The 21,164-nt window shown below is 74.0% G+C and carries 15 protein-coding genes; 11 read left to right on the top strand and 4 right to left on the bottom strand.

Features of this window, described 5'->3' with window-relative positions; all coding sequences use genetic code 11:
* Positions 1–7 precede the first annotated feature (7 nt).
* Positions 8–1,774, bottom strand: a complete 1,767-nt coding sequence (locus BCD49_RS35000) for an FAD-binding oxidoreductase (RefSeq protein ID WP_007513651.1) — start codon at positions 1,772–1,774, stop codon at positions 8–10.
* Positions 1,775–2,030: 256 nt separating this feature from the next.
* Here BCD49_RS35000 and BCD49_RS34995 point away from each other — a divergent pair, with 256 nt between their 5' ends.
* Positions 2,031–3,719 carry a glycerol-3-phosphate dehydrogenase/oxidase gene (locus BCD49_RS34995; RefSeq protein ID WP_007513649.1) on the top strand — a complete coding sequence of 563 codons (1,689 nt, stop codon included), beginning with the start codon at positions 2,031–2,033 and terminating at the stop codon, positions 3,717–3,719.
* 53 nt (positions 3,720–3,772) lie between these two features.
* Here BCD49_RS34995 and BCD49_RS34990 read toward each other — a convergent pair whose 3' ends face one another.
* Both BCD49_RS34990 and BCD49_RS34985 read right to left on the bottom strand, forming a co-directional pair.
* A complete protein-coding gene (locus BCD49_RS34990) occupies positions 3,773–6,415 on the bottom strand; it encodes an ATP-binding protein (RefSeq protein WP_071042366.1) in 2,643 nt (880 codons plus the stop codon).
* A gap of 177 nt (positions 6,416–6,592) precedes the next feature.
* Entirely contained in the window at positions 6,593–7,495 is a 903-nt protein-coding gene (locus tag BCD49_RS34985; RefSeq protein ID WP_007513644.1) for an SMP-30/gluconolactonase/LRE family protein, read from the bottom strand.
* 241 nt (positions 7,496–7,736) lie between these two features.
* Between BCD49_RS34985 and BCD49_RS41480 the strand changes: the two genes are divergently transcribed.
* From BCD49_RS41480 to BCD49_RS34940, 7 genes are all read left to right on the top strand, one after another.
* Positions 7,737–9,092 carry a chromate transporter gene (locus tag BCD49_RS41480; protein WP_083401884.1) on the top strand — a complete coding sequence of 452 codons (1,356 nt, stop codon included), beginning with the start codon at positions 7,737–7,739 and terminating at the stop codon, positions 9,090–9,092.
* A gap of 213 nt (positions 9,093–9,305) precedes the next feature.
* Positions 9,306–10,001, top strand: coding sequence for an SACE_7040 family transcriptional regulator (locus tag BCD49_RS34970; protein WP_083401883.1), 696 nt, complete (start codon positions 9,306–9,308; stop codon positions 9,999–10,001).
* Positions 10,002–10,135: 134 nt separating this feature from the next.
* Complete coding sequence (locus tag BCD49_RS34965) at positions 10,136–11,182, top strand: NAD(P)H-dependent amine dehydrogenase family protein (RefSeq protein WP_007513638.1); 1,047 nt, start codon at positions 10,136–10,138, stop codon at positions 11,180–11,182.
* A gap of 1,431 nt (positions 11,183–12,613) precedes the next feature.
* Positions 12,614–13,846 (top strand): NAD(P) transhydrogenase subunit alpha, encoded by a 1,233-nt coding sequence (locus BCD49_RS34955; protein WP_007513632.1) that lies wholly within the window; start codon positions 12,614–12,616, stop codon positions 13,844–13,846.
* A 5-nt stretch (positions 13,847–13,851) separates the two neighbouring features.
* On the top strand, positions 13,852–14,247 hold the full coding sequence (locus BCD49_RS34950; RefSeq protein ID WP_007513630.1) for an NAD(P) transhydrogenase subunit alpha: 396 nt from the start codon (positions 13,852–13,854) through the stop codon (positions 14,245–14,247).
* Positions 14,244–15,635, top strand: a complete 1,392-nt coding sequence (locus BCD49_RS34945) for an NAD(P)(+) transhydrogenase (Re/Si-specific) subunit beta (RefSeq protein WP_007513628.1) — start codon at positions 14,244–14,246, stop codon at positions 15,633–15,635. Before BCD49_RS34950 ends, BCD49_RS34945 begins: the two co-directional genes overlap by 4 nt.
* A 229-nt stretch (positions 15,636–15,864) precedes the next feature.
* A complete protein-coding gene (locus tag BCD49_RS34940) occupies positions 15,865–16,104 on the top strand; it encodes a hypothetical protein (protein ID WP_027141190.1) in 240 nt (79 codons plus the stop codon).
* A 42-nt stretch (positions 16,105–16,146) separates the two neighbouring features.
* On the opposite strand, the gene BCD49_RS34935 is transcribed toward BCD49_RS34940, so the two are convergent.
* The gene (locus BCD49_RS34935) at positions 16,147–16,764 is read right to left on the bottom strand and encodes a TetR/AcrR family transcriptional regulator (protein WP_007513625.1); all 618 of its coding nucleotides are present in this window, start codon (positions 16,762–16,764) and stop codon (positions 16,147–16,149) included.
* Between the two features lie 67 nt (positions 16,765–16,831).
* Here BCD49_RS34935 and BCD49_RS34930 point away from each other — a divergent pair, with 67 nt between their 5' ends.
* From BCD49_RS34930 to BCD49_RS34920, 3 genes are all read left to right on the top strand, one after another.
* A complete protein-coding gene (locus tag BCD49_RS34930; protein ID WP_007513624.1) occupies positions 16,832–18,376 on the top strand; it encodes an MFS transporter in 1,545 nt (514 codons plus the stop codon).
* Positions 18,373–19,170 carry a GDSL-type esterase/lipase family protein gene (locus tag BCD49_RS34925; RefSeq protein ID WP_007513623.1) on the top strand — a complete coding sequence of 266 codons (798 nt, stop codon included), beginning with the start codon at positions 18,373–18,375 and terminating at the stop codon, positions 19,168–19,170. The genes BCD49_RS34930 and BCD49_RS34925 overlap by 4 nt, the downstream gene beginning before the upstream one ends.
* A 240-nt stretch (positions 19,171–19,410) precedes the next feature.
* The gene (locus tag BCD49_RS34920; RefSeq protein ID WP_071042365.1) at positions 19,411–21,018 is read left to right on the top strand and encodes a succinic semialdehyde dehydrogenase; all 1,608 of its coding nucleotides are present in this window, start codon (positions 19,411–19,413) and stop codon (positions 21,016–21,018) included.
* Positions 21,019–21,164 lie beyond the last annotated feature (146 nt).

The following is a 21,164-nucleotide window of genomic DNA, read 5'->3' as shown; positions in this document are numbered from 1 at the left end:
GGCACCGTCAGCCTATCGATCCCGCTCTGGGCGCGCCGACCCCCACGGACGCCGGCAGCCCTACGGACGCGGGCAGTTCCGGGACGAGCACACCGGGGTTGAGGATGCCGGCAGGGTCGAGCGCCCGCTTGACGGCGCGCAGCACGGCGACGCCGACGTCGCCGATCTCGGCGCCGAGCCAGGGGCGATGGTCGGTGCCGACGGCGTGGTGATGGGTGATCGTCCCCTCGGCGGCGACGATCGCCGCGCTCGCGGCCGCCTTCGCCCGGGCCCACAGGCCCGCGCGGTCGTCGCTGTGGCCGGCGACCACCGTGAAGTACAGCGAAGCGCCGGTCGGGTACAGGTGCGAGACGTGGCAGAGGACCACCACCGGCACCCCTGCGGCGGCGTAGGCCTCGGCGAGCGCGCCGCTGACCCCCGCGTACAGACCGCCGAGCCCCGACCAGAAGGTGGCCGTCTCCAGCGTCTCCGCGAACATGCCCGCGTCCAGCAGCGCGTCGCGCAGGCGGGGGCCGTGGAACCGCCCGCGCACCCAGTCGTCGCCGACCTCGGTGCCCAGCGGGCGGGCGCCGCGGGCGCGCAGCAGCTCGGCGAGATCCGCGGCGTGCCGGCGTACCCGTTCCGGCTCCCCCTCGTACCCGAGCACGACGTAGCATCCGGGCCCCGCGCCGGCGCCGTCCGCGCCGTCGCCGTCCGTGCCGTCGCCGGTCGGCTCACCGGCGCCGTGCGGGGTGGCGGCGCCCGCGGCCGTCTCCAGCTCGTCGGACAGGCGGGCGACCGCCGGGAGCAGGTCGCGCTGGGCCAGCTCGCGCATCAGGTCGAGGCCGGCGTCGAACGTCCCGACCCGCCAGCCCTCGTAGCGCCGCTCCGCCGGCAGCGGGCGCACCCGCACCCGCACCGCGGTGATCACCCCGAACGCGCCTTCCGAGCCGAGCACCAGCTGGCGCAGGTCGGGGCCGGCGGCGGACGCCGGCGCGCGGCCGAGCTCCCAGCCGCCGAGCGGCGTCGCCACCCGCAGCCCGACGACGACCGCGTCGAACCGGCCGTAGCCGCTGGACGCCTGCCCGCTGGAACGGGTCGCGGCGAAGCCGCCGATGGTCGCGTACTCCCAGGACTGCGGGACGTGGCCGAGGGTCAGGCCGTGCACGGCGAGCAGCGCCTCCGCCGCGGGGCCGCGCAGCCCCGGCTCCAGCGTGGCGGTGAGCGAGACCGGGTCGACGTCGAGCAGCCGGTTCATCCGGCGCAGGTCGAGCGCGACGACGGCGGCGAAGCCGGCCCTGGCCGGCGCGAGACCGCCGACGACGGAGGTGCCGCCGCCGAACGGCACGACGGCGACGCGGTGCTCGGCGCAGGCGGCGAGCACCGCGGCGACCTCGTCGTGGCTGGCCGGCAGCAGAACCGCGTCCGGGGCGGCGGAGGCGTCGCCGGCGCGCAGCGCGAGCAGGTCGGGGGTGGACCGTCCCCGGCAGTGCCGGATCCGGACCTCCCGGTCGTCGCGGACGTGCTCGGCGCCGAGGATGGCGGCCAGGGCGGCGCGCGCGGGCCCGGGCAGCGCGGACACCGCGAGCTCGACGGCGCCGAGATCCACCGGCGGGCTCGGCCGTTCGGCGAAGCCAAGCCCGTCGACGAGCAGCGTCCGGACCGCCTCGGGCAGCTCCGCCCGCTCGTCGGGGCTCCCCCATCCCCACCAGGCCAGGTCGCCGGCGTCACCGGCCCGTTCGGGCGAGGCCAGGCGCTGGCTGAGGCTGTCCGGTGGATTCGGCGACTCGGTCACCCCGACAACTCTGCTCCCCCTGCCCCCGCTGGCAACCCGCCGCGCCTGGGCCCGGGGCGGCCGCTTCGGTGGTGTGGCAAGGGTCACCGCCACCGCGTTATCCGTATGGCCCCGATTGGCGGACCTGCGTCGTTGGAAGGGCCGAGTCGTTGGGCAGGTCGGGGTGGACGCTGCCCGGCCGACCACGCACGCTGGTGTCGCGAACGCCGCACCCCGACGCCACACCCAACGCCAGGCGCGGCAGAGGGAGGACGCGATGAACGGGGTTGGACCCATCTCGACACCTACGCCGGGCGGGTCGCTGTCGCCGGCGCGCCGCGAGCGCGAGCTGGCCCGCCTGGCCGGCGGCGAGGTCGTCGACCTGCTGGTCGTCGGCGCCGGGGTGACCGGTGCCGGCGTCGCCCTCGACGCGGCGAGCCGGGGGCTGTCGGTGGCGCTCGTCGAGGCGCGCGACCTCGCCTGGGGCACCAGCCGGTGGAGCTCGAAGCTCGTCCACGGCGGGCTGCGCTACCTCGCCAGCGGCGACCTGGGGCTGGCGATGGAGAGCGCCACCGAACGGGACATCCTGTTGCGCCGGACCGCGCCGCACCTGGTCCACCCGGTACCGATCTTGGTGCCGCTGACGCCGGCCGTACGGCGTACCGACGCGGCGGTGATGACCGCGGGCCTGCGGGTCGCCGACGTGCTGCGCCGCGCCGCGCGCACCCCCAGCGGCACGCTGCCGCCGCCGCGTCGGCTCACCGCCGTCGAGACACACCAGCTCGCGCCGGCCCTCAGCGAGGCCGGACTGCGCGGCGGGCTGATCTACTGGGACGGCCAGCTGGTCGACGACGCGCGCCTCGTCGTCGCGATCGCGCGCACGGCCGCGGCCCACGGCGCGCGGGTGCTCACCCGGCTGCGGGCGCGCACGCTCGACGGCACCGGGGCGCTCGTCGAGGACACCCTGACCGGTTCGACGTTCTCGCTGCGGGCCCGCGCGGTCGTGAACGCGACGGGGGTGTGGGCGCCGACGCTCGCGCCCGAGGTGCGGCTGCGGCCGAGCCGGGGCACCCACCTGGTGGTCGCCGCGGGCGCGTTCGGGGGCACCCGCACCGCGCTGACCGTGCCGATGCCGGGCAAGCGCAACCGCTACGCGCTGGTGCTGCCGCAGGACGACGACCGGGTCTACGTGGGTCTCACCGACGTCCCGGCCGACACGGTGGAGGATGTGCCCCGGCCGACCGCCGCCGAGGTCGAGGAGCTGCTCGGCGTCGTCTCCGGCGTGCTGGACGCTCCGCTGGACCGCGCCGACGTGCTCGGCGCGTTCGCCGGGCTGCGCCCGCTCCTCGACGTCGCGGACACCGCTGGCTCCTCGGGCCGGGCCGCCGCGTCGCTGGTCCGCTCGATCAGGCACCCACTACGCGGCCGTGGTCCTTCCGGGGTTCCTGCCGCATCCGCGGCTCCCGCCCTCCCACGCGCGTCTCGCAGCGCCGACCTGTCCCGCCGGCACGCCGTGCTCGTCGGCCCAGACGGGGTCGTCACCGTCGTCGGCGGCAAGCTGACCACGTATCGCCGGATGGCGCGCGACGCGGTGGATCTGGCGGTCTCGCGGGCCGGTCTCGCCGCCGGAGCCTGCCGTACCGCCCGGCTGCCGCTGGTCGGCGCGGCGCCGCGCGCCCAGCTCGCCGCCGTCGAAGCGCCGCGGCGGCTGGTCGAGCGGTACGGCACCGAGGCACCCGCCGTGCTCGCCGAGGCGCGAGGCAATCCGGATCTGCTCGCGCCGATCGCTCCCGGGACGTCGGTCACGGGCGCGGAACTGCTGTTCGCGCTACGGCACGAGGGAGCACTCGACGTCGACGACCTACTCGACCGGCGCGCCCGGATCGGCCTGGTGGCGGCGGACCGGGCCGCCGCCCTGCCGCGCGCGGCCCAGCTCGTCGACTTCGTCGCCGGCGAGCGGGTCTAGGCGGCCTCGCCCCGGGCAGGCGCCCCGCCGGCTGAACCGGCTGAACCGGCTGATCAGCCGGCGCTGGCCGGCGCCGGCCAGGCCAGTTCGACGATCGTGCTGTCCTCGTCCAGCTCGACCCGGGTGACCAGCGCGCAGGTCCGCGGCCAGCCCGTGCCGTCCAGCGGGACCACCTCGTCCGGGGGCGCCGCGCCGTCGAGGATGGCCACGGACGACGTGGTGCCCGGACCGCCGGAGGCCGCCTGGCCATCCGGGACCGTCGAGCGGCTGGGGGCGCCGGCGGCGGTGCCCGCGCCGGCGAGGATGACCACGGGATAGGAGACCGCGGGATAGGAGATGTAGCCGTCGCCGGTACGGCCGTCGCACATCAGGGTCACGGTCACCCGGCCTGGCGGCGCCACCCGCAGGGTCTCGCTCAGCAGGTCGACGAGCTCGTCGCGGACCTCGTAGGGGATGTCGGCGAACTCGCCGGCGACCTGGAGGTTGACGGTCGCGCCGCGCGCCTCGGCGGCGTCGATCGCCGTCTCCAGCTCGGCGAGCGGCCCGGCCCGCCCACCGGAGCCGGACAGCATCCGGCGCAGCGCCCTGGCCCGGTTCGCGCAGAGCCGGCGGACCTGCTCGTCGCGCGGGTCGGCCGAGCCGTCCGCGACCGCGCGCAGCAGCGGGAGCACGTCCCCGTTGAGCCGGGCGAGCCGGCGCGCCCGGTCCCGGCGCACGACGGCGGCCGCCTCCTGGTGCGCGCCCAGCTCCGCCTCGAGGTGCGCCGCCCGCGTGGTCGCGTCGGCGGTCGCCCGCAGCACCGGCCCGGCGGTCGTCACCAGCAGCTGGACCGTCGAGATCCCGTAGAGGGTGCCGAGCATCCGGATCAGCTCCAGCGGCGCCGTGCCGATCCGGGGCAGGCTGACCGCCAGCGCCACCGCGAGCACCACCGTCACGGCCGCGACCCACTGCCGAGCCGGCCTGGACACGGTGATCGGGAGGAGCAGTACCGTCGGCGCCAGAATCCCGGCCCAGTCGTAGATCCTGATCACGTCGGTGCCGGAGGTGGTCGCCGCGCCGGCCAGGACGATCGCGACGATGAAACCAAGGGCCGTCAGCGACTCGACGCCCGTCAGCGGGCGCCACCAGGTGACGGCGGCGATCCGGAGCGCCCCGCCGGCCACCACCACCCACAGCAGGAGCGACGCGTACGACGCGATCGGCGCGAGGAGGTCCAGCGACGGCTCGGAGTGCGCGCGGAAGGCCACCGCGGGCAGCGCGAGCACCACGACGCCGGCCAGCAGGGCGACGCCGACGGCGCGGCGGATGGCCCGTTCGTAGTCCCGGCGCAGGTCGGCGCCGTCGGCCGACCCGGCGGGAACGGGCCGCGGCGCCTGCCAGTCCAGCTCGACCCGGGTGCCCTGCCCGGGGACCGACTCGATCCCGGCCCAGCCACCGACGTCGGCCATCCGGCCGTGCACCGAGCCGCTGACGCCGAGGTGGGCCTCCTCGTCCGGGCCGTCACCGGCCGGGACAGCGGCGGCGGTGCGAGTGGCCGCGGGGTCGTAGCGGACCGCGTCGAAGCCGACGCCGTCGTCCTCGATCTCGACGCGCACCCCGTCCCGCCAGCGGTTGACGCTGACGCGCGCCGCGCCGACGCCGGCGTGCCGGCGGATGTTGGTCAGCGCCTCGCGCATCGCCGCGGCGAGCGCGTTCACCACGTCCGTGGGCAGGAGCTCGGCCGCGGGCCCGGCCGGCTCGGCGTCGCGCGCCCGCCTGGCCGGCAGTGGCCACCGCCGGTCGTCGACCCGGGTGAAGGTCAGCGTCACGTCCAGGCCGTCGTCGACAGCCTCCTCGGCGACCGCGCGCACCTGCCGGTCCAGCTCGCCGTCCGAGTCGCCGGGGGCGTCGGCGGTGCTGCCGGAGCTGGCCAGCAGCTGCTCCACCTGCGCGACGACGCGGCGACAGCGCGCCCTGGCTCGCGCGAGACCCGCCTCGCCCGAGGAGGTGCCGGCGGTCTCGCCACCGGCGCCACCGCCCACACCGGCGTCGCCGACACCGCCGAGGCCGATGCCGGCGAGCATGTTCAGCACCGTGTCGTGCAGGAAGCGCTCGCTCGAGCGCGCCGACCGCGCGCGCGCCGCGGCGACCAGCTCGGCACGCGACCGCGCGCCGACCGCGTCCAGCCAGGCGTCGGCGTCCAGCGCCACCCGGCGGATCCGGACCACCCCCTGGCGCAGCGCGAGCCCGATGAACAGCAACAGCCCGGTGGAGGTGACGACCTGTGGCCGGTGGTCATGGGCCGGAATGAAGTGGGCGCAGGCGAGGGCCAGGATCGCCACCAGCGAGAAGCGGGTGCGCAGCGCGCAGACCGCGCTCAGCGCGGCGAACACGACGGTGAGCAGGACCCACGAGCTGGGGTCACCCAGCGAGGCGTCGGGCACCGTCCACGGCGCCGTCAGCCCGACGGCGATCCCGATGGCGACGTCGACGAGGACGAGCGCCCGCGGCAGCGCCCGCCGGGCGGTGACCGCGATGTAGACCAGGCTCCAGGCCACCACGAGCGCCGGGCCGACCAGGCCACCCGGGCGCTGGCCGTACCAGTCGCRCCACCAGATCCCGACATAGCTGACGGTGAACAGCACGACGAGGGCGCGCAGCACAGCCAGGCCGCGGAAGTACACCGCGGAGAACGTGTCAAGAGCGCGGGCCGGCATACGGCATTTCCCCCCACTGCCTGCAGAGCGGCGCAGTCCCGTATCTATCTACGATGCCGCATCTTCCAGGCACATGGGGTATCCGCCACGACGCTTTCGGTGCCGACCATCAGTGATCCCGGGGCAACGGCCTCCGGGCATGCGAAAGAAGATCATTTTCGCACACCCTTTGGCTCTCTAGGCGGCGGGTACGTCGACGCGGCAGGTGAGCACTCGGGACTCCCGGGTCGCGCGGCGCTCGTCGTCCACGAAGGAGCGGGCGGTGCAGATGAACAGGGTCCGCCCGTCCTCGCCGCCGAGCACGCAGGCGTAGGCGCCCTCCTCGCCGGTCGACACCTCGGCGCGGACCTCGCCACCCTCGCGCACCCGCAGCACCCTGTTGTGGAAGGCGTCCGCGACCCAGACCGCGCCTTCGGCGTCGGCGCAGATGCCGTCAACGGCGGTGAGCCGGTCGTCGGCCGGCAGCTCGGGCACCCGCAGCCCGCCGGAGGCGAGGTCGGCCCAGACCCGCTGGCCGACCAGCGCGCCGTCCTCGGCCACGTCGAACGCGGTCAGCCGGTACGCGAACGTCTCGGCAACCACCAGCGTCGGCCGGCCGCCGGCGCCGGCCGGGAGGACGACCGCGCCGTTCGGGAACATCAGGTCCTTCGCCGCGACGGTGGCCGTGCCGTCTGGGTCGACGCGGATGAGCACGGTCGGCCGGGGCTCCTCGCCGGCCATCACGTCGAAGCCGAAGTTCCCGGCATAGGCGCGGCCGTGCTCGTCGACGACCAGGTCATTGAGCTTGCCGTCGCAGAAGCTGGACAGGTCGGCGTGCACGGCGAGCTCACCCGTCGGCTCCTGGCGCAGCAGGTGCCGGTCGCGCATCGAGACGACGAGCAGTCGCCCGTCGGGCAGCCAGCCGAGCCCGGCCGGCTCGCCCGGGACCTGGGCGACCACCTCGGCCGAGCCGCTGACCGGGTCGACCGCCAGCACCTCGCCGAGGTACTGGTCGGACACCCACAGCCGGCCGTCGTGCCAGCGAGGGCACTCCAGGAACGACCGGCCGTCGAGCAGCACCGAAACGGGGGTAGAGGTCACCCGGGTCTCCATCCATCGATGTGAGCGCGGAACGGCCCGCAGCCAGCGTCGACCGACGGGGCCGAGCCCACACCGTAACGGCCGCCTACTCCGGGCCACCGAGACCCCTCCAGGACAGGATTCCTATACCGCCCGGCTAGGGCGAACCCCGACCATTCACCCCTGGTTTTCCCAGCAGCCGTTGGCGGGTGCGTGGCCGACGGGCAACATCGGACGACCGTCGCGCTTCGGAGGATGATCTGTGGGGCTGGACCTACCGCTGGCCGAGGCGCCCACTCGACCGGGCCTGGTCACCGTTTTGCGCGCCTGGGGCCGGATCGGGTGCGTCGGCTTCGGCGGGCCGCCCGCACACATCGCGCTGCTGCGGGCGCTGTGCGTGGACAGGCACCGGTGGTTGTCCGCCACCGAGTTCGAGGACGCGGTCGCGGCCTGCAACCTGCTGCCCGGCCCGGCGTCCACCCAGCTGGCGATCTACTGCGGCTTCCGGGTGCGCGGCAGGGCCGGGGCGATCGTCGGCGGGCTGGCCTTCATCGGGCCAGGGCTGGTGGCGACCCTGGCGCTGGCGGCGGTGTTCCTCGCCGRCTCGCCGCCGCGCTGGGTGCGGGCGGCGGGAGCAGGCGCGGGCGCCGCGGTCGCGGCGGTCGCGGTGCAGGCCGGCCTCGCGCTGCTGCCTGCGAGCTGGCGGCGGATCAGGGCCATCGGCCGCTTCGGCCGGCTGCGGTGGCCGGTGTACCTGGTCGCGGGGATGGCCGCGGCGGCGACGGTCGGCCCGTGGGTGGTGCTCGTCCTGCTGGCCTGCGGCGCGGTCGAGCTGGCGACGTCGGCCCTGCGCCCCCCAGCGGGGAGTCGATCGGCCGAGGCCGTGAGTGGCTCGCCGGAGACGGCGCAGGTCACGGCTGCGGCCCAGGAGACTCGAGCCACACGTTCGGCCGAGCCCGAGGGAGACACCGGCCCAGGCAGGCGAGCGAGCGGGCGCGACGGGGGCGACGGGGGCGAAGGGCGGGTGCGGGCCGGCGCGCCGCTGCCGGTGCTGGCGGGCGCGGTGTCCGCGGTGGGTGCCGGCGGGCTGCTGGCGCTCGTCTGGGTCGCGTTCAAGGTCGGCGCCCTGTCGTACGGCGGCGGCTTCGTGATCATTCCATTGATGCAGGCGGACGCCGTCGACCACTACCACTGGATGACCGCCGGCCAGTTCCTCAACGCGGTGGTGCTCGGGCAGGTCACCCCTGGGCCGGTCGTCCACACGGTGGCCGCGGTCGGCTACGCGGCCTACGGCGTGGGCGGCGGTCTGCTGGCCGCCGCGGTCGCCTTCGGGCCGTCGTTCGCGTTCGTGCTGGCCGGTGGTGGACGCTTCGACCAGCTGCGCGGCGAGCCCCGGGTACGCGCCTTCCTCGACGGCGCCGGCCCGGCGGCGGCAGGCGCGATCCTCGGCTCGGCGGTGCCGCTCGCGCTCGCGCTCGGCCAGGCGTGGCAGTACGCCATCCTGGCCGGCGCCGCGGTGCTGCTGGTCGCGGCGCGCCGCGGCGTCGTCCTCACCCTGCTCGCCGCGGCCGCGGCCGGCGTCATCGCCGTCGCCGCTGGCGCCCCGCTCCCCACATAGCGGAATCCGAGAGCGCTGGGCGAGGGATCAGGTATCAGGATCCGCCGGCCGTCGTTCAGCCGCGAGCGAGTGGGCAGGCCGGCCGGGCCGGGCGGGACAGCGCCGAGGAGACCACGATCGGCACTCGGCGGTTAGCAACGCCTAACCACCGAGAAGTTAGGGGATGTTAACCAGCCTGGCCGGGCGGCCGTTCGCGAGCGGTAATCTGCCTGCATGCCAGGGCGCGCCAGCACGACCCGCGCCGAGGCGACGCCCTCGGACGACGGCCCTCCGGGTGGTCACGGCGACGCCGGGACCGGAAGTGTCGCGCCGATCGCGACAGCGGCGCCCGCGGCCGCGTCGGGGGCGCGGCGCGAGCAGCTGCTGGCCGCCGCCGCGCGGCTGATGGCCGACCGGGGCTACCACGGCGTCAGCATCAACGACATCGGCGCCGCCGCCGGCGTCTCCGGCCCGGCGGTCTACAAGCACTTCCCGAGCAAGCAGGCGATCCTCACCGAGCTGCTGGTCGGGATCAGCGAGCGGCTGCTGGCCGAGGGGACGGTCAGGGCCGAGGCGGCTGCGAGCCCCGACGAGGCGCTGGACGCGTTGGTGCGCTGGCATGTGTCGTTCGCGCTGGRCTCCCCCGAGCTGATCCGCCTCCAGGACCGCGACCTCGCGAGCATGGACGAGACGGCGGCGCGGTCCGTCCGGCGCCTGCAGCGCCGGTACGTGGAGATCTGGGTGGCCCAGCTGCGGGCACGCGACCCGGGGATCGCCGAGGACGCGGCGCGCGCCGCCGTCCACGCCACGTTCGGCCTGCTCAACTCGACGCCGTACAGCGCCACCGGTGGCGCCGCCCGGCTCGGCCGCGCCCGCATGGCCGACCTTCTGCACCGCCTGGGCCTCGCCGCCCTGCGCGCCGCCAGCTGACGATCAGCCGATTGCCAGCCGCCCGCACGGCGACCGCTTGTACCTAGAGGGCACTATGTGATGAGGTCGCCTTCCTCGCGCCGCATCGGTCGCGCGCCGCATCGGTCGTACGCGGTGAAGGGGAGGGCGAACCAGTGACAGAGCCAGTCCAGAAGCTGCGGGTGGTGCAGTGGACCACTGGCAAGACCGGTTCCGCCGCCGTGCGCGGGATGGCCGGGCATCCGGCGCTCGAGATCGTCGGCTGCTATGCGTACTCGGCGGAGAAGGTCGGGCGGGACGTCGGGACGCTCGCCGGGATGGCGCCGATCGGGATCACCGCCACCGACGACGTCGAGGCGCTGTTGGCGCTGCGGCCCGACTGCGTGGCGTACATGGCGTACCGGCCGGACTTCGATCACCTCGAGCGGATACTCGCCTCGGGCGCGAACGTCGTGACGACGATGTACATGCTGGCCGGCTCCGGCTATGGCGACGACGCCCGCGAACGGCTGGTGGCGGCCTGCGAGCGTGGCGGCTCGTCGCTGTACACGACCGGCGTCTACCCCGGCCACGCCGCGATGACGGCGCTCGCGGCGAGCGCGATGTGCAGCCGCATAGACCGGATCTCGCTGCTGGAGTCGCTCGACATGAGCGGCTACGCGAACGAGAGGATGTTCCGGGCGATGAGCATCGGGCTGGACCCCGACGACCCGGCGGCGCCGGGGATGATCGAGGCGAACTGCGGCTCGTTCAAGGAGCAGATCCGGGTGCTCGCGCACGCGCTCGCGGTCGACCTCGACGAGGTCCGCTTCACCGCCGAGTTCGGCGCCGCGAATGCCGACACCGACTTCGGCTTCATGAAGCTGGAGAACGGGCAGATCGCGGGCTTCAAGGGCGTCATCGCCGGAATCCACCGGGGACGGTCGGTCATCGAGTGCCGGTTCGTCTGGAAGCTCGGCCACGACATGACGCCGAACTGGCCCGTCGAGGACGGCTACGTCCTGGACATCGAGGGCGAACCCGGTGTCCGGGTGCGCCTCGCGCCGCTCGGCGGCGCGCACTTCGCGGGCGCGGTCACCACCGCCATGCCCGCCGTCAACGCGATCCCCCAGGTGGTCGCCGCGCCGCCCGGCATCGTGAACCACGCCGACCTGCCGTTCGTCACGGGCCGGTATCTACTGACCCGCACGAACAACGCCTGACGAACGACGCCGGACGCCGGACGCCGACGCCGGACGCCTCCGAGGCGTCCGGCATGATCGTCTTTTGCGCCCCCTGGTGGTCGCGGAAGGACCGGCGGATGCGACCCGCGGAGGGCGCAGATCGCGATCATGCCAGACGGCGCGACAGGGTCAACCTTGCCGGGGCAGGCGCCAGGCGACCTGGATTGGATACTTAATACCGTTCGCCCATGCGCGCGAATGTTAGTCACGGCACATTCGGAGTTCCCGCGCCGGGTATGGCGCCGCGCGCTTGTTTCGGCAACTTTACCGGCGGCGTTCCGCGCGGCGTCCGTCAAAGCCGCCCTGAAGCGCGGACGCGCTTCTCGTTGTGACATTCACGACGCCACGGCGTACCGCCGTGAGCCCCAGGCGCGGCCGGCACCAGGGCATCTACCCGCAGGTAACGGCCGTGGTGACGGGCGGCGCCGAGCGGAACGGTCAGACCACGCCGCCCAGCGGGCACGACACATTTCAGCCCGCCAGGGACGCACCACATACTGCGCGCAGACACAAGTGATTGACCACGAACCGCCGCCTCGGTACCAACTATTTCACCGTGTCACCGACGTTGGAGGGACGCGTGGGTGAAGCACCCACTCGCACCTCCTTTGGCAGAGCCGCCGCTCGTTGGTGACGCGACGCGTCACAACGCGCTGGTCATGTCCCTGTCGGCAGTGCCGCCGAAGTGGTCCGGTAACCCGGCCACCGACGTGACCGGGTTTTCGCTGGCGGAGGTTCGCTGAGGTTGAAACCCCAGAACCCGGCCCGCGCGCTCGCCTGACCAGACGACTCCTGACCAGACAGACCCATCGCCTGACCAGACAGACCGCCTGCCCAGACGACCCCCTCCCCCGGAGATCCGCTGACGCCGATCCCCGGGACCGGGGGCGGCCGCCCCGCCAACAGCGTTTCTCCCCAGCCCGTTCGCGACGTCCGTCGCCGCGAACCGACCTCGCGTTCCCGCACTCGGTGTCCCAGCCCGGGACACCGTCGTCGGCACCACCCAACCACCAGCGGAGGTTCCTTCATGCACCGGACATCAGCTCTGACGGCGCCATGCGCCGTCAGGTCACCACGGCGGCGCGCCGCATTGCCCCCAGCCACCGGCACCGAGGCCGGCATGCCAGGTTTCCAGGCCCTGTCCCGTATCCAGATCCTGGCCCCCGCCGCCGAAAGCGCGATCAAGCCCATCAGCGGTTTCTCCGGTTTCTCCGCGTGCTTCGGCGAGATCGCCACACGTGGGGTGACCCGACAGGTACGTCGCAGCTCCGGCCGTCTCGGTGGCGGCGGCGGATCGGCCACGTCGCGGATCCGCCGGATCGGCGGCCTTCCGGATTCCCGATCCGGCGGGAACCTCGCCGCCGATCCGGCCGGAACCCCGTCGCCGGTCCGGAAGGGAGCCCGGGCCCGATGAGGATCGGTGTGGCGCGCGAGACCGCGCCGGGCGAGCGGCGGGTCGCCCTCATCCCGCAGGAGGTCGACGGCCTGCGCAAGGCCGGCCACGAGGTGGTCGTCGAGGCGGGCGCCGGCGCGGGCGCGGGCTTCCCCGACGCGGCCTATGCCGAGCGCGGCGCGGTCGTCGGCACGGCGGCGGACGTGTTCGCCACCGACGTCACGTTGTTCGTCCGCGTCCCGGGCCCGGACTCCACGGCGACGGGAGAGCCCGCCGCCTGGCCGCGGCCGGGACAGGTCATCGTCGGCCTGGCCGACCCGCTGGGGACGCCGGCCGCAGTGGCCGCGCTCGCCGCCCGCGGCGTCACCACCTTCGCGCTGGAGTTGTTGCCCCGCATCACCCGGGCGCAGGCGATGGACGTCCTGAGCTCGCAGGCGACGCTCGCCGGCTACAAGGCGGCGCTGGTCGCCGCCGGCCGGCTGAACAAGATCCTGCCGATGATGACGACGGCCGCCGGCACGCTGCCACCGGCACGGGCGCTGGTGATCGGCGCCGGGGTCGCGGGGCTGCAGGCGATCGCGACCTGCAAGCGGCTCGGGGCGGTCGTCTCCGCCTATGACGTGCGCGCGGCCGCCGCCGAGCAGGCCGAGAGCGTCGGCGCGACGTTCGTCGACCTGGGACTGGAGGCGGAGAGCGCCGAGACGGCCGGCGGCTATGCCAGCGCGCAGAGCGAGGACTTCCTGCGCCGCCAGCGGGAGGCGCTCGGCAAGGTGGTCGCCGCCCAGGACATCGTGATCTCGACCGCGCAGGTGCAGGGCAGGCGCGCGCCCGTGATCGTGACGGCGGAGATGGTCCGCGCGATGGCGCCCGGCTCCATCGTGGTCGACATCGCCGCCGCGCAGGGCGGCAACTGCGAGCTGTCGATGCCGGACGAGGAGGTCGACGTCGGCGGGGTGACGGTGCTCGCCCCGACGAACCTGCCTGCGACGGTGCCCGCGCACGCCAGCCGGCTGTACGCGAAGAACCTCGCCAACTTCCTGCGGTTGCTCCTCGTCGACGACGCGGTCCGCCTCGACCTGACGGATCCGATCATCGCCGACACGCTGATCACCCACGGCGGCGAGGTCGTCTCCCCCCGGGTGCGCGACCTGCTGGGCCTCGCGGCTCTCGACGCCACCACGGCGACGGGTGCCGGCACCGCCGACAGCGACCGCGAGGCGGCCGCCGTTCCTACCACGGCTGGGGGGTGAGGCCGATGTCCACCGCGATCGAGAGCGGCCTGTACGTGTTCCTGCTGGCGAGCTTCGTCGGCTTCGAGGTGATCCGGCGGGTGCCACCGCTGTTCCACACCCCGCTGATGTCGCTGACCAACGCGGTCGCCGGCATCTCGCTGGTCGGCAGCCTGGTCATCGCCGGTTCCGACCACGGCGTCGTGTCGACCCTCCTCGGCACGATCGCCGTCACCGCGTCGACGATCAACGTCGTCGGTGGGTTTCTGATCACCGACCGGATGCTCAAGATGTTCCGTCCACGCGACGCCGCCGGTAAGGGCGCGCCGACGGGCGGGGCCGGCCCCAGCGCCGCCGACTGGCTGCGAGCCAGGTTCCGTAAGGACCCCGCCGCCGCGACCACCCAGGAGACCGCCCGATGAACGACTACATCGTGCCTCTGTGCTACCTGGCCGCCGGTGGTCTGTTCATCGTCGGCCTGAAGGGCATCACCCAACCGAAGACGGCTCGGCGTGGACTGCAAGCCGCCGAACTCGGCATGCTGTTCGCGATCATCGGCACGCTGGTGAACAAGGAGATCGTCGACTTCCGCTGGATCATCCTGGCGTTCGTCGTCGGGTCGGCCATCGGCGCGCTGATGGCGGTCTTCGTCCCGATGACGGCGATGCCGCAGCGGATCGCGCTGTCACACGCCTTCGGCGCGCTCGCCGCCGGTCTCGTCGGCACGGCCGAGTACTACAACCACCAGCCGGAGATCGGGGCCTTCACGATGGCCGCGATCACGCTCGAGGTGCTGCTCGGTTTCCTGACCTTCACCGGCAGCCTGATGGCGTTCGGCAAGCTGCACGAGATCCTGCCCGGCCGCCCGCAGGTGTACCGCGGGCAGAACGTCGTGAACCTCCTGACGCTCGTCGTCGCCGTGGCGGCGGGCGTGTGGCTGGTCGCGGACCCGTCGAAGACGTTCCTGTTCCCGGTCGTCGCGGTGCTGGCGGCGGCGTTCGGCGTCATGCTGATCATCCCGATCGGCGGCGCGGACATGCCAACCGTCATCTCGCTGCTGAACTCCTACGCCGGCCTGTCGTCGGTCGCGATGGGCTTCGCGCTGGACAACAAGGCACTCATCATCGCGGGCGCGCTCGACGGCTCGGCCGGGTTCCTGCTCTCGGTCATCATGTGCCGGGCGATGAACCGCTCGTTCAGCAACGTGCTGTTCGGCGCGTTCGGGGCGGCGGACACGTCCGCCGCGGCGGCCGGCGTGGTGGAGGAGCGGCCGGTGCGCATCGCCACCACCGAGGAGGCGGCGATGCTGCTGGAGACGGCCCGCTCGGTCATCATCGTGCCCGGCTACGGGCTCGCGGTGGCCCAGGCCCAGCACCGCATCCGCGAGCTGGCCGACGCGCTCACCCGCAACGGCGCCCAGGTCCGGTTCGCCATCCACCCGGTCGCCGGCCGGATGCCGGGCCACATGAACGTGCTGCTCGCCGAAGCGGACGTGCCCTACGACCAGATCCTCGACATGGACGAGATCAACGCTGATTTCGCGCAGACCGACGTCGCCCTCGTCGTCGGCGCGAACGACGTGACGAACCCGGCCGCGAAGACGAACAAGGACAGCCCCATCTATGGCATGCCGATCCTCGACGTCGAGAGCGCCAGGACCGTCATGGTCGTCAAACGCGGCATGAAGGCCGGCTTCGCCGGCGTCGAGAACGAGCTCTACTACCAGGACAAGACCCTCATGATCTTCGGCGACGCCAAGAAGGTCGCCGAGGGCCTCGTCCGCGACCTGGAGGCATCCGTGCACGCCTGACCGTGTACCGGCTGACCGTGTACGGCTGACCGTGTACGGCTGAGCTGCCGGGGCCAGTCCAGGGAATGGATGCCTGGACTGGCCCCGGCAGTCGTCAATCTGGACTGGTCGCGCCAGTCATCAGGACGACAGCGCGGCCCACGAGCGCGGCCTAGCCTGCCGCTTCATGGATTCCACACGTTCAGGCGAGCCAGGCTCCCGCTCGCACCCGCTCCGCTGGGTAYTGGCATTGCTGCTCATCCTGGGCGGCGGCACCATCGTCGTTCTCGGGCTCGTCATGGGATCGAGCTGGGGATGGCACAGCGGCCACACCATTCACAGCCTGCTGTGGGGCACCGTCGTCCTATCCGCGGGAATATCGCGACTGCCACCGGTCCGCGACGCGGAGCAGGAAACGAAGCGGGCGACGGGTGGCGACGATCTCCCGCCTCAGGCACCCGAGCCGACGCGGGTCGACCCTGGCGCCTGAGGCCCCGTCAGCCGGCGCCCGAATCGCACTCGCACCCCCGGGTCAGCTCGTCGTCGACGGCGCGAGGCCGAGGATGGCGTGCATGGTGCGCAGCGCCCAGGTGGGGGCCTGGGTCTCGCCGTGGAGCTGCCGGGCCGGGTTGATGCCGGCGGCCAGCGCCTCCAGGCCGAAGACGGCCTGGTCGGTGTCGAGGTCGGCGGCGAGCTCGCCGGCCGCGACGGCGGTCCTGATCTCGGCGGCGAGGGTGCGCCGCCAGCGGCCGGTGACGACGACCAGCGCGTCGTGCACCGGGCCGGTCCGGCCGTCCCACTCGAAGCTGGTCTCGGCTATGAAGCAGCCGCCCGCGAACCCGGGAGCCTCGGCGTAGCGCGTCCACGACTCGCAGATCCCGAGTAGGCGTTCCAGGCCCGGCCGCAGGTGGCGCACCGGCTCCCAGACCCGTAGGCGGAAGAGATCCGCCGCATGGTCGAGGGTGGCGAGTTGAAGCTGCTCCTTGGTGCCGAAGTGGCCGATCACGCCCGACTTGCTCATCTCCAGGTCAGCCGCGAGCCGGCCGATCGTCAGCCCCTCCAGACCCTCGACCGACGCGATGTCGGCGGCGCGCCGCAGGATCGCCGCGCGGGTATCGAGCGCGTCAGCGACGGAACGGCGACCGGACACAGGCCGAGCATACCGATCGATCGTTCGCTATTGAAGTACGAACGTTCGGACGCTAAATTTCGGCATCATGAGCTCCCAGCCCCTGTCCTCCGCCGCCCCACCGACCCCGGCCACGGCGTCCAGCCCGGCCACGATCCCGTCGCCGGTCACGGCCGGGCTGACGCCGTCCGCGGCGGCGCCAGCCCGCTCAACCCGAACCGCGGTGCTGCTCGCCTGTGGTGGTTCGTTCCTCGCCTTCCTGGACGCGACGATCACCAACCTGGCGGTCCCCGACCTCGCCCGCGACTTCGAGGTCGGCGTGACCTCGGTGTCCTGGGTGGTGACGCTCTACGCGCTGCCGTTCGCCGCGCTGCTCGCGCCCGCCGGACGGCTGGCCGACCTGTTCGGCCGCCGCCGGCTGTTCGTCGCCGGCGCGGCCCTGTTCACGGCCGCCTCGCTGCTGGCGGTGGTCGCGCCGCTGTTCGGGGTTCTGCTCGCCGCCCGCGCCGCGCAGGGAATCGGCGCGGCCCTCCTGATCCCCGCGTCGTTCGCGATCGTGCTCGCCGACACCCCGCCCGACCGTCGCGCCGCCGCCATCGGCCTGTGGAGCGCCTCGGCCGGTCTCGCGGCGGTCGCCGGCCCGGCGGTCGGCGGGATTCTCGTGGACGTCGCCAGCTGGCGGGCGCTGTTCTGCGTCAACCTGCCGATCGGGCTGCTGCTGATCGAACGCGCCGTCCGTTACCAGCCCGCGGCCATGCCAACCGGAACCGCGGCCGGCACCGGAATCGGAACCGGGGCTGGGGCCGACACCGCGCGGCGCCGCGCGCCGGATGCCCTGGCCACCGTCCTGCTGGCCGTCGGCATCGGCGCGGTCGTCCTCAGCCTGACCGAGGCGCAGCGATGGGGTTGGGCGAGCCCGGCGACGCTCGGGTTTCTGCTGGGGGGCGTCCTGAGCACGGCCGCTGCCGTCGGCCGGTCGGCGCGCCACCCGGCCCCGGCCATCGAGGTCGACCTGTGGCGCAGCCCGGGCTACGCGGTCGCCAACGTCATCTCCGCCCTGTTCGGGGCGGCGCTGTACGCCTCGTTGCTGCTCGGCGTGCTGTTCCTCGTGGAGGCCTGGCAGTACTCGGTGCTGACCGCCGGCCTCGCGATGACGCCCGCGGCCGGCTGGGCGGCGCTCGTCGGCATCTCGATCGGCCGGTCCCGGCGGCAGCCCGCGCCCTGGGTGCTGGTCGTCGGCGGCGGCGCCCTGATCGCCGCGACCTCGTTGGTGCTCGCGATCTGGCTTCCCGTCGACCCGCGCTTCCTCACCGCCTGGCTACCGGCCGGGCTGGGCCTCGGCGTCGGCATCGGCGCGGTCAGCGTGGGGGTGTCCAGCGCCGCGGCCCTGGCGGTGGAACCCCGGCGGTTCGCGGCCGCCGTGGGCCTCAACATCGCGGCCCGCCAGGTCGGCGGGGCGATCGGCGTGGCCGCGACCGCGCTCCTGCTCGACCGTCAGCCCGGCGACGGCATCGGGCCCTTCCAGGACGTCTACTGGATGATGACGGCGCTGTGCGGCGCGATCGCCGTCGTCGGTCTCCTGCTGCGTCCTTCGCGGCGCCCGGGCCAGCCCGCCGAGGAGGTCGGGCGGTGACCGTCCTGGACGACGCCCTGGAGCGGGCGGATCCCGACTGCCTGACCCCGGCCGAGGAGGCCGAGCTGTTGCGCGGCGCGCCCTGGCGGCGGCTGGTGGTGCTGGGCGACAGCATCGCCGCCGGGGTGCGCGAACCCCGCGCCGGCTACCGGGACCTGTGCTTCGCCGACCGGCTCGCGGCGGCGCTCGCCGAGGGGAGGCTCGCCGACGGGAGGAGGGCACCGCGGGACCAGCCGCACCGCTCCCGGCATCTCGACTCCCGGCATGTCGACCCCCAGCACCTCGACGTCCAGTACCTCAACCTCGGCGTGCCGTGGGCCCGCCTCACCGACGTCCGCGACGGCCAGCTGCCCGCGGCGCTGCGGTTCGAGCCGGACCTCGCACTGGTCGTCGCCGGCGGCAACGACACGCTGCGCCCCGACTACGACCCCGAGCAGTCCTGGCGCGAGCTGCTGGAGATCGCCCTCCCGCTCGCCGACCGGGGCGCGCTGGTGGTGACCATCGGCCTGTTCGACCTCGCCCGCTCGGGGCTGCTGTCGCCGCGCACCGCCGCGACGATGGCCGGCCTGTTCGACCGGCTCGACGCGATCACCGCCGCCGTCGCGGCCCAGGTGGGCGGCCTGCACGTCGACACCCATCATCACCCGCGCGCGGCCGACCCGGCCATCTTCGCCAGCGACCGCGTGCACGCGAACGCGGCCGGCCACGCCATCGCGTCGGCCGCGATCATCCGGGCGCTCACGGCCCACCGGCCGGCCGACGACGCCAGGCCGTCGATGCCAGGCAGGGGATGACAGGCAGGGGATGAACCGTCCCTGAACCTCGCCGGGCTGGCGGCCCCCTCCGGGCCGCCAGCCCGGCGGCACAGCGAGCGCGCTGATCGGGGATCCGGGCGACGGCGGCGGCGTAGCGTGGCTACCGTTCGGTAGAGCGATGGCCGGCGCCGCCTGGGACAAAGGTGGGCTAACCGGCCGACGGTCCGGGCCGCCGGACCAAGACCTCGGCCGCCCGCAGTCCGTGCCAGGAGGAACGCGATGACCGCGACGACGCCCGTAGGCGCCTCCCCCACTGCGACGCCCACCCCCGCCGCGACCACCGGGCCGGGACGCCGGCTCGACGCGGCGCTGTTGGCGCGGCTGGTATCCGGCGTGACCGCCACCGGCGAGCCGACGACGGTCACGGCGCCGTTCACCGGCGAACCGCTGGTCTCGTTGCCGCAGTCGACGGCCGACGACGTCCAGGCCGCCTATGCCGCGGCGCGTGTGGCGCAGGCAGCATGGGCCGCCACGCCGGTCCGCGACCGGGCCGGCGTCCTCACCCGGCTGCACGATCTGGTGCTGCGCCAGCGGGACGAGGCGCTCGACATCCTGCAGTGGGAGACCGGCAAGGCGCGCGCGCACGCGGTCGAGGAGGTACTCGAGGTCGCCGCCTGTGCCCAGCACTTCAGCCGCCGGGCCCCCAGGCTGCTCGCGCCGCACCGCCGATCCGGTGCCTTCCCCGTGCTGACGCGGACCRTAGAGTCACGCCGCCCGAAGGGCGTCGTCTGCGTGATCACCCCGTGGAACTACCCGCTGGCGCTGTCCGACGACGTACTGCCGGCCCTGGTCGCGGGCAACGCGGTCGTGCAGAAGCCGGACACGCAGACCGCGCTGTCCGCGCTCTGGCTGCGCGAGCTGGCGATCGAGGCCGGCCTGCCCGCCGAGCTGTGGCAGGTGGTGCTCGGCGGTCGGGACACCATCGGCGACCCGCTGATCGACGGCGCGGACTTCATCGCGTTCACCGGCTCGACCACCGCCGGCCGGGCGATCGCCGCGCGCGCCGGCCAGCGGCTGATCGGCTGCTCCCTGGAGCTCGGCGGGAAGAACCCGATGGTCGTGCTCGCCGACGCCGACGTCGACAAGGCGGCCAGAGGCGCCATCCGGGCCTGCTTCAACAATGCCGGTCAGCTGTGCGTCTCGATCGAACGGATCTACGTCGACCGTTCGGTGTACGACGCGTTCGTGAAGGCGTTCGTGGGCGAGGTCGACCGGCTACGGCTCGGCGCCTCGCTCGACTACGCCACCGACATGGGCTCACTCACCTACCAGCGCCAGCTCGACGCCGTCCGCGCCCACCTCGACGACGCGGTCTCCAAGGGCGCGACCCTGCTCGCCGGCGGCAAGCCCCGCCCGGACCTGGGTCCGCTGTTCCACGAACCCACCGTTCTCGCCGACGTCACCCCCGGCATGGCGCTCCACCGGGACGAGACGTTCGGCCCGGTGGTCGCGCTGTACCCGGTGGATGGTGACGACGCGGCGATCGCCGCCGCCAACGACACCGAGTACGGCCTGAACGCCTGCGTATGGAGCCGCGACACCGGTCATGCCCGCGCGGTCGCGGCGCGCATCGACGCCGGCACGGTCAACATCAACGAGGGCTACGCGTCCACCTACGGGTCGCAGGGCGCCCCCATGGGCGGCATGAAGGCCTCCGGTCTCGGCCGGCGCCACGGCGACGAGGGGCTGCTCAAGCTCACCGAGCCCCAGACCGTCGCCAGCCAGCACCTCCTCGGTTTCGACCCGCCCGGCTTCCTCGGCCCCGACCGCTACGCCACCGTCCTCACCCACACCCTCACCGCCCTCAAGCGCCTTCACATCCGCTAGCCGGTCTCCGCCCGCCAGCTACCTCACGCGGGGATCCCGGACGTCCTGTCCGACGCCAGGGTCACGAAACGGCGCTGTTCGTGCCTCTGACGTCGGACAGGATTCGMCCTGATGTCGGACAGGCGGCGAGCGACCAGTGAGGGACG

This window comes from Pseudofrankia sp. EUN1h (assembly GCF_001854645.1).
GTDB lineage: Bacteria > Actinomycetota > Actinomycetes > Frankiales > Frankiaceae > Pseudofrankia > Pseudofrankia saprophytica.
This window is presented reverse-complemented; position numbering and strand designations above follow the sequence as displayed.